Source organism: Erysipelothrix piscisicarius, from assembly GCF_003931795.1.
GTDB lineage: Bacteria > Bacillota_I > Bacilli_A > Erysipelotrichales > Erysipelotrichaceae > Erysipelothrix > Erysipelothrix piscisicarius.
The window spans coordinates 643,429-658,330 of the sequence record NZ_CP034234.1 but is presented as its reverse complement, the minus strand read 5'-3'; the positions used below and the strand labels follow the sequence as shown (position 1 = coordinate 658,330).

General features: G+C 39.9%; 13 protein-coding genes and 2 pseudogenes. 1 reads left to right on the top strand and 14 read right to left on the bottom strand.

All coding sequences use genetic code 11. The features are described 5' to 3' along the window. Positions 1-7 precede the first annotated feature (7 nt). A pseudogene (locus EEI45_RS03190) lies at positions 8-838 on the bottom strand (PRD domain-containing protein). A gap of 364 nt (positions 839-1,202) precedes the next feature. Between EEI45_RS03190 and map the strand changes: the two are divergent. Continuing rightward, positions 1,203-1,955 (top strand): type I methionyl aminopeptidase, encoded by a 753-nt coding sequence (gene map / locus EEI45_RS03185; protein ID WP_125164121.1) that lies wholly within the window; start codon positions 1,203-1,205, stop codon positions 1,953-1,955. A gap of 30 nt (positions 1,956-1,985) precedes the next feature. Here map and EEI45_RS03180 read toward each other — a convergent pair whose 3' ends face one another. The 13 genes and pseudogenes from EEI45_RS03180 to EEI45_RS09025 form a co-directional block, all read right to left on the bottom strand. Then, positions 1,986-2,528, bottom strand: coding sequence for a hypothetical protein (locus EEI45_RS03180; RefSeq protein WP_125164120.1), 543 nt, complete (start codon positions 2,526-2,528; stop codon positions 1,986-1,988). Between the two features lie 3 nt (positions 2,529-2,531). After that, the gene (locus EEI45_RS03175; protein ID WP_164503752.1) at positions 2,532-2,885 is read right to left on the bottom strand and encodes a hypothetical protein; all 354 of its coding nucleotides are present in this window, start codon (positions 2,883-2,885) and stop codon (positions 2,532-2,534) included. After that, complete coding sequence (locus EEI45_RS03170; RefSeq protein ID WP_125164119.1) at positions 2,878-4,002, bottom strand: SPFH domain-containing protein; 1,125 nt, start codon at positions 4,000-4,002, stop codon at positions 2,878-2,880. The genes EEI45_RS03175 and EEI45_RS03170 overlap by 8 nt, the downstream gene beginning before the upstream one ends. 10 nt (positions 4,003-4,012) lie before the next feature. After that, the gene (locus tag EEI45_RS03165; RefSeq protein WP_125164118.1) at positions 4,013-5,239 is read right to left on the bottom strand and encodes a hypothetical protein; all 1,227 of its coding nucleotides are present in this window, start codon (positions 5,237-5,239) and stop codon (positions 4,013-4,015) included. A 98-nt stretch (positions 5,240-5,337) separates the two neighbouring features. After that, entirely contained in the window at positions 5,338-6,018 is a 681-nt protein-coding gene (locus EEI45_RS03160; RefSeq protein WP_125164117.1) for an HAD-IIB family hydrolase, read from the bottom strand. 26 nt (positions 6,019-6,044) lie between these two features. Continuing rightward, complete coding sequence (locus tag EEI45_RS03155; protein ID WP_125164116.1) at positions 6,045-7,265, bottom strand: GNAT family N-acetyltransferase; 1,221 nt, start codon at positions 7,263-7,265, stop codon at positions 6,045-6,047. A 43-nt stretch (positions 7,266-7,308) separates the two neighbouring features. Beyond that, a complete protein-coding gene (locus EEI45_RS03150) occupies positions 7,309-7,977 on the bottom strand; it encodes a histidine phosphatase family protein (RefSeq protein WP_125164115.1) in 669 nt (222 codons plus the stop codon). Between the two features lie 91 nt (positions 7,978-8,068). Next, positions 8,069-9,031, bottom strand: a complete 963-nt coding sequence (locus EEI45_RS03145) for a type I phosphomannose isomerase catalytic subunit (protein WP_125164114.1) — start codon at positions 9,029-9,031, stop codon at positions 8,069-8,071. 47 nt (positions 9,032-9,078) lie between these two features. Continuing rightward, the gene (locus EEI45_RS03140; RefSeq protein WP_125164113.1) at positions 9,079-9,972 is read right to left on the bottom strand and encodes an ROK family protein; all 894 of its coding nucleotides are present in this window, start codon (positions 9,970-9,972) and stop codon (positions 9,079-9,081) included. Next, positions 9,969-10,847, bottom strand: coding sequence for an ROK family protein (locus tag EEI45_RS03135; RefSeq protein ID WP_125164112.1), 879 nt, complete (start codon positions 10,845-10,847; stop codon positions 9,969-9,971). Before EEI45_RS03135 ends, EEI45_RS03140 begins: the two co-directional genes overlap by 4 nt. Further along, positions 10,848-12,232, bottom strand: a pseudogene (locus EEI45_RS03130) (glycoside hydrolase family 1 protein). Beyond that, positions 12,216-13,955, bottom strand: a complete 1,740-nt coding sequence (locus EEI45_RS03125) for a glycoside hydrolase family 38 C-terminal domain-containing protein (RefSeq protein WP_267128147.1) — start codon at positions 13,953-13,955, stop codon at positions 12,216-12,218. Before EEI45_RS03125 ends, EEI45_RS03130 begins: the two are co-directional and overlap by 17 nt. A 101-nt stretch (positions 13,956-14,056) precedes the next feature. Continuing rightward, the gene (locus tag EEI45_RS09025) at positions 14,057-14,899 is read right to left on the bottom strand and encodes a glycoside hydrolase family 38 N-terminal domain-containing protein (RefSeq protein ID WP_228410498.1); all 843 of its coding nucleotides are present in this window, start codon (positions 14,897-14,899) and stop codon (positions 14,057-14,059) included. Between the last annotated feature and the right edge of the window lie 3 nt (positions 14,900-14,902).

The following is a 14,902-nucleotide window of genomic DNA, read 5'->3' as shown; positions in this document are numbered from 1 at the left end:
CTCAACACTAAGAGTGTTGTAAATTGTAAATGTGTAGTGCAATATAACCAATTTCTGATTCAGGAAGTTGAATATTAAACTATTGATCAAGCATTAATGCAAGATCTTCAGAGATTTCCTAGGCTTCACAATACCGTTCACGTAGAATATCAATCAATGGATTCGTAAGGGTTACATTATCTTCTGAACGTTTAAATGCAAATTTGAGGTGTGTAATTAAACGTGCTTTTCCCACACTATTTTGAGTGAATTCTTCTGGAATACGATTGTTGATAAAGTCGACGGATGCAGTAATCACCTGAGCATAAAAGGCGCTGTTTGAAACCTTACCTTGATGCATGGCAGCATGTAAATGGAGAATTACCGAGCCAACCTCAGAATGAGGGAGTTCTACATCCAATTCGGCATTGATCATTTCAACCATATGTTTTGAAATATCATAAAACTCAGAATACATAAGATAGTATTCCTCGGTGAAGAAGTTGCTCATCTTAACGCGATTATGATAACGATAAATCGCAAAATTAATATGATCGAGTAATGAGATATGAATCGATTCATCAAATTTATAATTAAGGTTTTTTTCCGCATAAGCAATTGCCGCTTCCGTAACGAGCAATACGTGATCATCCGTGTTCATAACGATCTTTTCATACTGACTCATTTTATCTAAATCTTGAATACGGTAAAAACTTGTGACAGATTCCTCATCGATGACCGCTTTGCTCTTAGCGTCAAAGCCGATGCCCTTGCCAATCAAGATATAGTCATACTTATCAAGTTGGGCAAAGACAATATTATGGGTGAATGCTCGAACTACTTTGAACTGATTCTTCATACGTTCATCTCCTTCTTCCTGGATTACACTAGAGCTCCTGCAACAAAAAAAACAACTATCCTCGCTGAAAACAAGAGCTCACGAAAATAATTTCGAGTCGCTAATGCCTATATGCGAAATATAGTTGCACGCATATGGATTATAGCCGAAATCCCTTACAAAATCAACGAGTTTGTAAAATATATTTAAAATTTCACATTGTTGAAAATCATTACCGGAATATCTTCCATTTCTATACATATATTAAATTAATTATCATTTTTTATCAAATTTATCACCAAGATATCACAACGCGCCGTTTTGCCACGCGGTTTAATTATTTCAAATTAAGCGTATAATAGAAATATAAGTAAAAGGAGTATCTATGATTACGATTAAATCAAAACGCGAAATTGACGGTATGTATCAATCCGGTCAATTACTCGCATCCATTCATGAGGCTTTACGAGACTTTATTAAAGCAGGAATATCAACACATGATATCGACCAATTTGTACAAAAAATGATTGAGGACAACGGTGGCGTTGCTGCCCAAATCGGTTATGAAGGTTATAAATACGCAACATGTTGTAGTGTAAATGACGAAATGTGTCACGGCTTTCCTACCCATAAAAAATTGAAAGATGGCGATCTCGTTAAGGTAGACTTTTGTGTTGATCTTAATGGATTTCTTTCCGATTCATGTTGGGCATACTGTGTTGGAAATAATCCAAGTCCAGAAGTAAAACAATTAATGGAAGTTACTGAAAAAGCGCTTTACATCGGCATCGAACAAGCACAAGTTGGCAATCGTGTTGGTGATATCGGTGCAGCCATGGATGAATACATCACACAATTCGGTTATAAGATGTCATTGGATTTTTCAGGACACGGGCTGGGTCCTACCATTCACGAAGAGCCCATGGTTCCTTTTGTCGGTGTTTACGGAACAGGTGCTAAGCTCAAAGAAGGCATGGTGATTACGGTAGAACCGATTGTTAATGAGAGCACACCTTATGCGAAATTAGACGATAACGGCTGGACTGCCCGTACCAATAACGGATGTCTTAGCTGTCAATATGAACATACTTTCGCCATTACGAAAGATGGTCCCTTCATTACAACCAAACAAAAATAAAACGTTCCGGCATCAGCCCGAACGTTTTTTTTATGCATCCGTGTATTTTAATTTACGTCCACAATATTCACAAGGAATGGTTTCATGTTGGATTACTTCATTTGAAGCACCACACCCAGGACAGCGAATCATCTTCGACTGGACGCGCGCTTTATAATTTGAGACAAATAAACCTTCAATCATTTTTGAATCACGATTAACACTCATATCTTGAAGATAACCTTTTCGTACAAGTTGATCTAAATCTTGTAAAGTCTCTTGATATGTTTGATCCATTGATCGCGCAAGGGTATCAATCGAAAAAATTCCTTTTTTAAAGATAAGTTGATTGTATGCGAGATATCGTTCTAAGTTTAAGTTTGATTTGGTTGCGGAATAAACCATCGCCAAGCCACCAAACATAAATGCAACACCAAGAATCATTCCACTGTAATCATATCGGTATGCATCTTGCACTTCCGTGACCAATCCGAAAAGTCCAAAGAAAAACAGCACAACACCCCACACTAAACGTCCTGTTTTGCGTTGATAAAGTCTTGTTTTGGGGTTAATAGTTATTTTTTTAAATTGCATAGTCTATTTCATTTCCAAGCGATCAGCTTTATGCTTAACAATTAAAAGTAAGATGATAAGAAGTGCATGAATCACAATTTGACCAATTAAAAGGGTTTGGTCTGCTTGATGAATAGGAAATGCTACGATAAGTGTATAACTGATTGATAAGAGCGCATAGAGTGCTGTGATGGTCGTGACACTGCTTTTTAAGAATGTTGACTTCATCGTACCCACAAACCCGGTGATTAAAAAGAAAACAACCTCAGTAGTTAAAATCCAGATAAACGATATCTCGGTAATCATCCCACTGAGATATCCAATCAAGATCGTCGCAAGCACGGTAATTAACCCGATGATATTATAGTTTTTATTCATGGTCATCAACCTTCTTTCCACATGATCCACAGAATTTCGCATTATTTGTTAACAGTGCGTCACATGATGGACATTGTTTTTGCAGTTGGATTCCGCACTCATGGCAAAATTTTTGCGAAGCATCCTTGAGGCCTGCATGACATCCAGGACATTGTTTTTCTTCATGATTAAGCATTTCGGAACATGTCCCACAAAACTTATCCGAGTCCATGACTTTCGCACCACAATGAGGACACGACGTATCCTTATCAAGACTTAGCGTGCCCATGGTTTCACTCATCGTTTTACCAAGACCTGCGCCAAGACCTAATCCCATTCCAGCACCCATAACACTGCCCAAACTTCCTTCATTTTGCGCAGCACCTACCAATGTATCGAAAGAACGCTCCTGTTTGTAGTCGTATCCAACAATATCCATCTCAGCACGTTTTGAAAGTGCTTCTTTAAGACGCATAACCGCAGCATCAGTATCTGGAACACTGATATCCGCAATATAGAAATTTATGAGTTCAATTCCATATTCAGAAAATGTTGGCTGCATTTGTTCTTTAACGTATTCTGAAAGTTCTTTAAGATATGCATTCAACTCCAGCACGGTAACACGTTTTTCCACAAGGTAGGTAGAAATTGCATCTTTCACATGCGTGTTATAAAATCCTCTAAAATAGTTAATAATTTCATCACGACCAAAACTTTTTAACGTTCCAACAAGTTTTATGAGAAATGCCTTTGGATCGTTGACCGTAATTCCAAATTGACCGTATGCGCTTAAAGGTAAGTAGATCCCATACTTAGGATCTTGAATTTGAATGGGTGATGTTGTTCCCCACTTAATATCAAGTGTATGTGCTTTATTAACAAACCATACTTCAGCCTTGAATGGCGATTTCTTACCAAAAGGAAGGTTGACGATTTTATTTAAAAGCGGAATGTTTGCGGTATCTAAGGTATGTCTTCCTGCTTCAAAAACATCATAGGCAACGCCCTCTCTATATAAAACTGCCGCCTGTGATTCATTCACAATAAGTTGTGTAAATGTTGTGAGTTCATCGCCTGGATATTTCCAAGCGAAGATATCTTGATTTCCTTCATATTTAACGATATCAATTAATGCCATAATAAGCCTCCTATTTTTCTAATATAAAGGTTCCCGTTAATAAGGTGCGATTACTCTCTGATACAACGGTGAATTCGAGTTGATCCCCGCTATTGATTTTCATGACAGAATTGCTGTGTTCTTCCAATTCATACAAAACTTCTTTCGGTTCATTTGGATTAATGAAGCTTCGACTTGATGCTGGATAATTCGAACGTTTACGCCCTGTATTGACCGATTCAAGTGCTGTTTGTAAATCAGTCACCTGGATTGGTCGGGTACCGTGATTTTCAAATCGGACCCGATACACCATAGACCGTTGCACCCCTTTTTCCGCGTAGCGTCTTCCTTCACGGTAGGATGGTTTGTATTCAGCATTAATAAAATCGATACGTTCCAACGTTGCGGATAAAAGTCCGTCCTCAGATTTAAACGTAACATCGGGTAAATATTGCTCAGTTACCACACCATGACCATTCGCTGAACGCAGCATATTTGTCGGTAATGCAGCTGATGTATCATAGATTTTCGCAACTGCGGTTTCAGCAATCGGAAGATCCAATTGACGATAACTTTCAAACAAGCGATCATCCGATAAGTCATCTTCAAAATCGATTTCAGGCGACTCCACTTTAATGCCGCCATCCATAAAGAGATTGGCATAATGAGTCGGACTCAACGCAACCAAGAGATCTCCTGCTTGGGACGATTCGGGTTGTATCGTAATTTGCCCACCCGTTGCAGATGCACTGGTCCAATTTAAATTTGGGTAACTGGCATCGGTTTTAATCGCGGTAAGATAATCCCGTTCAAAATTGAAATTTTGAAAATTCTTCACCACAATTGGTTCTTGTTGGTGATTTTCCATAACTACATGGATAATCAAATACCGTTTTGTTTTTGGCGTTCGTGATGCAGTTCCAATCTGAATTGCTTGTTCAAGTTCAACAAGTTCATATCCTTGAAAAACAACATCAACTTTATTGGCATTATAGGTGTAGGGTTTTTCCAGTTTGAAAAGTGATTGCGAGACTGGAGCACCCAATGACTCAAAATAAGTATATGTATCGGTAAAGTCATAGGATCCCGTGATGGTTTCATAGTTTTGCACATTGGTATAACGGGCTGAACGCATTTGCGCTGGGCGATTTTCCCATCCCAACCATGTTACCGTCATCAATCCCACCAGAATGAGCAGAGCCAGCACCTTATAATCTTTAATCCGTTTTTTTAATTGTTTACAATTCAATGCATCCACCCCTTTTTTATCTTAATTTTAGGAGTTCTCAACGAATTTCATGGTGCAATGTTATAAAACATTGGTATTATGTTCTAAACGTCAAAAAAAAAGACAGTTTATACTGTCTTTTTATGATTTTCAATAATTTCTAAAATGGTATTAAGATAATGTTCATCATAATCTACTTGATAATCTGCATAAGGTGCAAGGCGTTCATTAAAGTTGATCATAATTCCGGGATTGGCATGATCGAGCATCTCGATGTCATTAACATCATTTCCCATTGCAATATAATCATCAATTCCCAAGCGTTTTAGCACATCATATTTGGACGTTTTAAACGCGAGAATATCTAAAGTATCGGTGGATTCATGACGATAAAAAGAAACCGGCAAATCACTGAGACGATCATGAACACGATTCATATCTTCCGCTTCTAAAACAATCAATTTCATGACTCCATCCCCATTATAACTAAAGTCCCATTTCCCATCCGCCAAGTAGACTACCGATTCATCTTCCAAAACTTCCATAATTGACTTTAATAAAGTGGGTTCAAATAAACACACATCCACAATCTGATTATTTTGAGAAATAATTGACCCATTACCGCCAATTAACGTATAGTTTCGATAACGTTCTTTAAGAACGGGCAACATATCACGGATCGGTCTTGCGGATGCAAACATTACGTGATGGCCTGCTTCCTCAAGCTTCTCCAAGAGCTGTGTCCCTTCCTCACTTACATTCATATAGTCAAAGCATATGGTTCCATCAATATCAAAAACACAATTCATAATTTGCCTCTTTATTTTCTATTTGTTTAAAAGTAATCCGAAAAATATACACGGTCGGATACAACAATGCGTTTTAAATTTCTCAGCGCTCGTTGTGAGCCCACAATACGTCCCAGTCGTGACAGATAGGATACGGATTTATATCCCATTAATAAGGTCGTCAAAGCCCCAATATCCAATTGAATTTCAGGCCCAATCGGTTCAGACGTAATGACAATGTGCTCCTCATCATCCCAATTAATTCCGAAAATACGATGATTCCACGGTGCTGCTTGATCTTCCACTACAAAATGAAAGGGTTCACAAACATCCGCGAAAGGATAATTACGAAGAAATCCTTGTACATCCACAATCCGAGCCATATAGTACGGTTGAATTGTTTCCACAATATCGCTGTCCTCTAAGTAAAATGCAATCGGTTCTCCCGAATAATTTTTACCACTCACAGATTCAATCATCGAAAAATGAGCTGCAATAAAATTCCAAATACCTTTACGCGCATCTTGGTTAATAAAAATCATCTCTTTAATATTGAAAATCTCATCCGAGATCCAATAAAAACATAATCCGGTGGGGTCTTCATCCGCATTATAATAAACCGCAGCAAAACGATCTTCTTCATTTTCCCAGCGCCAGTATTCCTCCCACGCTAAACGGTCACGAATCATGGCCCCATGGTTATTTCGTGCAAACTGATCATAGACACGATAAACATCATCGTCATCAATTTCTAATCGTTCAACATGTCCTTTGACAGGAACGGTTTTTGGAAGTTGAGTGTCTTTAAGGGTAAAGGACATTTGGTCGGAAATAATCTCCCAACCTTTATGTCGGTAAAATGGAATACTATAAGGATACAAATACGAAATGTATTGCTTATTTTCACGCATGGATTCCAACGCTTTTTGAATTAATTCTCGAACAAGACCCATATTGGCATACTCAGGATACGTTCCAACACCTGTAATACCACCCATTTGATACAAGGTCCCATGGACATTCACTTCACAGGGATAGATTGCGATTTGCGATACGAGTTCATCTTGGTTGTACCAACCAAAAACATCAGCTTGACTCAAGATTGGACGTTTCGCACGTACAATTTCATCTTCGTCTTCATATCCCGAACTGATTATTTCTTCCCCGGTAACTTGAAATACATACCGCAACAATTCATTAAACTGATCGATATCATCAATGGTTACGGGTTTGAGTTTTAGTTTTCTGTGCATAGAATGCTTACTCATTCTTTCACCTCTTTGTTTTTATTATAATTCAAAATAAGTTACATTACAATTGGTTCAAAATTTGAGTATTGTTTACAAACTCAAAAATACGCGAGTCCTCGTCACACACAAGTTTTGAGACACTTAGATTTTCTGGACTTCGATTGAGCCAGACACCCTCTGTATACAGCTTAAACAGTTGTGCACAAACCGCCCCGTGACAAACAAGCATCACGTTTTCATAGCCTTGTTTTCGTGCATCTTCCAATGCATCATCAAGACCCGCTACAATGCGTTTTTCAAAATCAGCGGCAGATTCCGCACCACAATCTTCAAATTGATGAATCCAGTCGAGACGATCAATCATATTCACTTCTTTTTGTAAGTGTTCAAAGTTATCATACCCGCGATCCTTTGCGATTTTATTCCACAATTCCACAACCGGAACCCCTTCAAAATGACCAAAAAAGAATTCACGGAATCGACGGTCGGCTTGCATTGGTAAAGCATGGCCGTAACCTTCCGCAATACAATCACGCGTTTGGTATACACGACCGCTGTCACTTGAATAAATTGCATCAAAATTAATTGTTTTTAAGTTTTTTCCTAATTGACGTGCAAGCACTTCACTTTCTTCAAGTAAAGGGGTATCACTCCACCCTTGCATGCGATCATAATTATTAAAAATCGTTTTTCCATGTCTAATAACATATACATTAATTGGTTTACTCATATTTACCTCCAACAACCATACTTTCATAGTAGAGCAGTTTCTAAACATTCCTGCTTTGAGATACCCCAATAAAAAAAGTGCACACGGCACTTTAAACAGATATTGATAAGCATGTTGCTGTTCCAGAAATGTGGATATCCTTTGTATTGGCCTCAAGGAAGAGTGTTTCTCCTGGTAGAAGAGATAGTTTCTGTTCTTGATGAATCACATCCATCGCACCCTCTAATACGACCCACGCTTCAAAACTCTCCGGACCTACGACATACTCGAAAGCACCCGATAGATTCATTTTTGAAGTTTGAAAGTAGGGACATGATACAAGGCATTGTTTTTGATAATTATTATGGACTTCAAGGTCGCCTTGGGGTTTGAAGTCGGTATCCAGTGGTTTTAAGTTTGAAACATCTAAAGCTTGTTTTAGATGTAGTGGACGAAGATTACCGTAGACATCCTTTCGGTTATAATCATAAACACGGTAGGTTGTATTGGGATTCTGTTGGATTTCACAGATAACAATTCCTGCGCCAATGGCATGAATGGTTCCTGCTTCCACAAAGATTACATCACCCTTTTTAACAGTTACACGGTTTAAAACATCAAGTACCGTATTCGCTTCAATTGCTTGGGCAAAATGATCGCGACTCATTAAATGTTTGGTACCATAATAGATTGCGGAATCAGGATCTGCTTCAACAATATACCACATTTCTGTTTTACCATATTCCCCTTCATGTTTGAGTCCGTATTCATCATTAGGATGCACTTGAATGGATAGGTCCTCTTTCGCATCGATAAACTTAACCAAGATAGGAAAAAAATTAAAATCCTGTGCATGTGTACCCAAGATTTGGGTTCCATAATATTTGATGTATTCCGCAAGTGTTTTTCCTGAGTCTACACCACTTACTACATAGCTCGGACCATCTGGATGGGTCGATACTTCCCAACTTTCTACCACAATATCTAAATCTGTTTGTTTTTGATACATTTTTTTTAAGCGTGTCCCACCCCAAAGATAATCTTTAAATGCAGGACTTAGTTTAATTACAGCCATATTAACCTCCCTTAAGGTTGGTCACGTGTTGTGGCCAACCACAACACTTATGAAAGTGAATTAAACACGAGTAAAGCCCCACCAAGAAGACCATTGTCATCCCCCAGTTTTGCTTTCTCAATTCGAATGTTTTCTTTTTGAACATCGTATACTTTTTCTTTCACACGGTGCGTCACATCCTCAACATACCCATCGATGTTTAATGCCACACCGCCGCCTAATACAATAAGATCCGGATCAATCATCCCAACCATGCCGGCAAGGGCATTCGCCAGGTATTCTTTACTTTCATCAAGAATCCGTTGAGCATCAAGATTTCCTTTTGTCGCATAAGCCACCACATCACCTGCATGTTCTACCTCAAGGCCTAAAGCCTTGGCACGTGCAACCAGTGCAGTTCCACTGCACATTGATTCTAAACTTCCAGGCATCAATGGTTTTAATTGATGTCCCCCAGGAACAAGAATCATGTTCGCAATTTCTTGCGCAAATCCATGGGCACCTTGAAATATTTTTTGGTTGATTACCAAACCGCCCCCCACACCGGTACTAATCGTCAAAAACTGAACGATTTCAAAGCCTTGTCCCGCGCCTTGACACACTTCCGCAAGCCCAGCAAGGTTTGCATCATTTTCAACATAGACAGGACATTTAAAAATGGACTCCGCATTTTGTTTTAATGGAAAACCATGCCATCCTGTAAGATTGGGTGGGGTCAATACAATCCCTTTTTTGAGATCAAGTGGACCCGGACATGACATGCCTACACCCAGGATGGGTGTATCGAATGCCACTACAACTTCATAAATTTTTTCGAGATTCGCCTTAGGATCTTGAGTGTCCGTTGGAAACATTGTGCGCGTAATGATGGTTCCCATCTCATCGATTAGGGCTACGCGTGTATTGGTGCCCCCTATATCTACACTTACGGCATACTTCATGATTTTCCCCCTCCACATTGACTTAAATGTGATGCAACCGCGCCAATCAGATTCGCATCATTATGATATGCACAAGCCTTTAGGTTAATGTTTACGTCTTCAAGTTGCGCTTGTTTTAAAAGACTTGTAATGCGATGATTGAGTTCAGAAATTAATTCTGGATGTTTCGAAACGCCACCTCCTAAAACAATGCATTCGGGATCGAGCGTGAATTGAAGATTATAAAGCCCTAAGGCAAGAGCGTCATAAAATTTATGCACTTCCTCTAGAGCAATTGGATCACGTTCCGCTCGTTGAAACACTTCCGCTCCCGATACCGAATCGAGTGCCAGACCACTGCGAAGGCAATAGCGTTCTGCCATATGAACGGCAGTACCGGCCATACTCCATGTCGTTTCCCCATCAAAAATCATGCAGCCAAATTCACCTGCAAAGCGCTGTGTTCCGCGTTGCAGCACTCCATCAACAATAACCGCACCCCCAATACCCGTACCAATCACGACAAAGAGGATATTGTTTAGATCTTTCGCAACACCACGCCAACTTTCCGCCAGCGCCGCGCAATTCGCATCATTTTCAATGCTTACCGGAAGACCAAATAGCGATTCCATCTCCGTTACAATCTCAAAGTTATGAATGTAGTCAATCGCACTTAAACCACCGATAACGCCTTTTTCGATATCAACACTACCCGGTGTAGAGATCGCTATCCCTGCCACTTTATGTTGGTAAGGTTTAAACCGCTCTAACATCTCAATTTTCAGATGTTCCCACGTTGTTGGGGTTTTAAATGCGCCGTGTTCCCTTAAGGCTTCTCCATCCCAAAGCGCATATTTTACAGACGTTCCGCCCCAATCAAAGACAAAGTATTTCATTCATTCGCCCCCCTTTTGATGGTGTTCAATAACATCGCGCATCCAAAAACTGCTTTGTTTTGGATAGCGTTTTTGTGTTTTTAAATCAACACGATAGAATCCATAGCGATTTCGATATCCATTAAGCCAAGACCAACAGTCCACAAATGGTATCCAAAACAATGAGCACCATCCGCAATCGCCTGTTCCAAAACACTTAGGTGATCGTAGATAAACTCAATGCGATAATCATCTTGAATCGTTCCGTTTTCATCGACAAACCGCATCTCATCCGCAACTCCCATGCCATTTTCAGATAAATACCAAGGGATATTGTGGTAATCTTCTTTAATAAGTGTTGCGATATCCGTGAGCGCTTCTGGATAGATTTCCCAACCACGATAAGGATTCATTCTCCGTTTTGGCCAAGTATAAGGAATGTAGAGATCTTTTGGATCTTGCGCTGGATATGTTGCTTTTACAGGTGCTTGAACACGACGTGGTTGATAATAGTTCACACCGATAAAATCAAGCTTCACCTTTGAAATAATTTCAAGATCATCATCGTTTGTATCCGGGATTAGATCGTGTTCACGCAGTAAATCGAGCAATGGTTCAGAAAACCTTCCAAGTACCATGCCATCAAGAAAACTTTTCGTATTCAGTAAATCCGCCGCTTCTTGTGCTTTCCGATCGGCAATGTGATCACTTTTACCATAGACCGGCGTTAGGTTGAGGATGGTGCCAAGTTTTAAATTTGGATTAACCATCCGCATTGCCTGAATGGCTTTGGCGTGAGCTAAGATAGTTTGATATCCTGCATGAATCGCTTTTTTAAAATCATGAATTGCAGGATAGTGATATCCATAGAGGTAACTGCACTCCACATGAACAATCGGTTCGTTAAATGTTGTCCAATAGGTCACCAAATCCCCAAATGTTTCAACACAAACCTGTGCATAATAAGCAAATGCATCACTTACTCCTTCATACTCCCATCCCCCTTTTTCCATCAACCACCAAGGCATATCGAAGTGGAAAAGATTGATAACCGGTTCAATCCCACCTTCTCGCATTGTCTTAAAATAGTCGCGATAAAATGTGACTGCCTTTGGATTCAAGGTGTTTCCATCGGGTAAAAGACGAGTCCATGCAATTGAAGTACGATATGAATTCAGTTTCATTACTTGCATGCGTTTAACATCATCACGATAGTGATGGTAAACATCACTGGTTACATTTGGACCCATCGCTTGATCAAAGCGCTCCGGTTCTAATGTGTGCCACATATCCCATGTGCTAGGGCTTTTGCCATCGATTTGCGCAGCCCCTTCTGTTTGTGGCGCGGACGCAGCAGCTCCGAACCAAAAGTCTTTCGGTAAGTTAATTTTATCTGTCGGTTTCATGAGCATCCTCCTCTTTAAAGCGAAGGGTCACAATTTCTGCTGGTTTGATAATCCCATCAAAATGTCCTTTATCGCGTTCTAAGACATCGGATTTGATAACAGTGTGCTGATTGAAAGATACCTCCAAAGAATCACCGGCATCCGATTCCATATTGTATAAACGCAGGATTGGATCTTCACCATGCTCGTTACGTTTTAAAGCCGTCATCCACATATGTTGGCTTGTAACGTTTAGATATGTCTGAGTCGGTGCAAGGTTTCCTTTGTGATGGTTACATTGCTTCACTTGGAAGCCAACATGTTTTGCTTTAACGGCTTGATATGTTTGAACACGATCACCCTTTCCATGACATGCAAGATAGAGGGTCATTTGATGGTCTCCTAAACATTGTGCTTCCGGTGTTGGGAAATATCCCCAATCCCCCATTTCTCCGACACTTCGAAGTAACGTTACAGCCATCGTGTTATTATTGATAATTTCATATTCATTCAAGCCAATATTCCCAACAACCACACCCTGATCTTGAGTGTAAAGCCCGCAGAAAGCTTGTTGGTGTTGTGGATTCGAAGGGTTTTCCCATGATTTACTTACCGCATTCGGACGGGTTACGACTTCATAAATACTTTCAGCTTGATGATGACTGGTCTTAAACCCAACATCAAAACACGCACGGAGACGGTGATCTTTCATTTCGTTTGTAAATCGTGTCTCGATTTTTAATACCGGACTGTTTGCTTCGAGCGTAAATTCTGTTGTCAGGGTGAGCGGTGCTGTATCAAGGCTTCGTTGAGCCATACGCTGACGCATTTCGGTAACAGAAATTTGTTCATACAATAACGTTTCATCTGCGCTTACGGGAATCTCAAGATTTTGAGTCATCGCGATACGTTGAATCAGTGGACTACGCTCCAGTACCTCAACGTGCGCTTGAACATGGCGACTGGTTCGTGTTTGGTCCCCGTAAGGTTGTTTAAAGATGTACTCATTCCCAATATCCCCCGCATCATCGTAATAAAACACATCTAAATAGGATTTATGATTCACTTTGCCATAAACATCCACCGTTCCGTTTTCATGTATGGTCACTTTCAAATGGTGATTTTCAAGCGTATTGCTTTCGACAGGTTTCTCAATGTGCTCAGGCTCATGTTCCCCTTCAACAAGTGCGAAGCTCTTCCAACTGAGCGCAGGCAATTCACACGACATTCTCACCTTAATGCGTTTGGACATATAAGGTACACGGAATCCATCTTTGGGTAAGTCGTAATCAAACTGCACCCAAGTATCTAAAATTTCTGCTTGAACCGTATTTCCTTGTTCATCTTGAACACAAAGAGATGGTAAAATACGTGCTTCGAGTTGCTTATAAAGGTGGTCGGGTTGTTCGCTGTTGAAATTTAAACGTTCCCATTCCAATGTGACGGTTACAGTTTCATGGCGTTTGAAACCAAGTGTATTGAAAATTGTGAAGGGACGACTGGCCTTTGGAAACATCGACGTATCCATTTGTTTTTCCAAATGATCTAATGCAAGATCTCTAACATACAATCCCACTTCCTCCGCATTTTCAAAACGGGTCATCATTTGTCGGTGTACCGCATCGACTGAGCAACCACAAATGCTATCATGAGGGTGATTTTGCATCAGAGTTTTCCACGCATAACGAAGCATATCATGTGGGGAATCTGCCTTCATTGCCATCGTAGCTAAAGGTTCTGCCACAAGTTCAAGAAGGTTTTGGACTTCGGTGTTTTTTTGTTTTAAATAAACACGTGCAGATGATGTATTCGCAAGTGTATACCAACCATCTGTTTCTTGACTTGTCAGTTCCCTTTAACCCGGCCTAAGTCATCTGGCAATTCTGCCATCACCGCTTCGAGATAATCATCGAAATTACTATGAATAAACTCATAGTCGGGATACAGTTCACGAGCAGTACGAATGGCTTTTGTTACATCTTTTTGAACCGGCTGATGATCAACCCCATTCATCATGAGTAAATGACGTGTAGATGCGGATTTCTCAACATCCGCAAGTTTTTGATCCCAAAAGGCCTGAGCAGCCTCTTTTTCAACAGGAATTTCATTTCCGTTGCTATACCAATTCGCAAACAAAATACTGAATATTTCAGTTTTGTCTGCTCCTTCCCACATCAATTCGGAATAATTTGATACATACGTCTCATCCACAACAACATTATTAAACCCCGTTGTTTTAACCCCACGCCCATAAGCAACTGCGTGAATATCAGCTTGCTTCATTAATTGGGGCGCTTGTCCCATGTTCCCAAAGGTATCCGGGAAATATCCCAACATGACTGGCTTTCCCCATTGCTTGCTTTCATCAAGTCCTACTAACATATTTCGTGTATTTGCCTCAGAACTTATTAAAAAATCATCTTGTAGTATATAGAAAGGTCCAATTTTTAATTTTCCAGCTTGGGTTGCGTCAAGCACTTCTTGACGACGATGAGGACGTACCGCCAAATAATCATCCAGTGGAATGGTTTGCCCATCTAAATGAAAACTTTTAAATTCTGGATCATTTTTAAATAAATCCAAAAGATCATCCATCAGTTCAATCAAGCGCATATGGTGTTGTTCGTAAGGCAAATACCATTCACGATCCCAATGACTGTGCAAAATAATATGTACAATTTTCTTCATCGT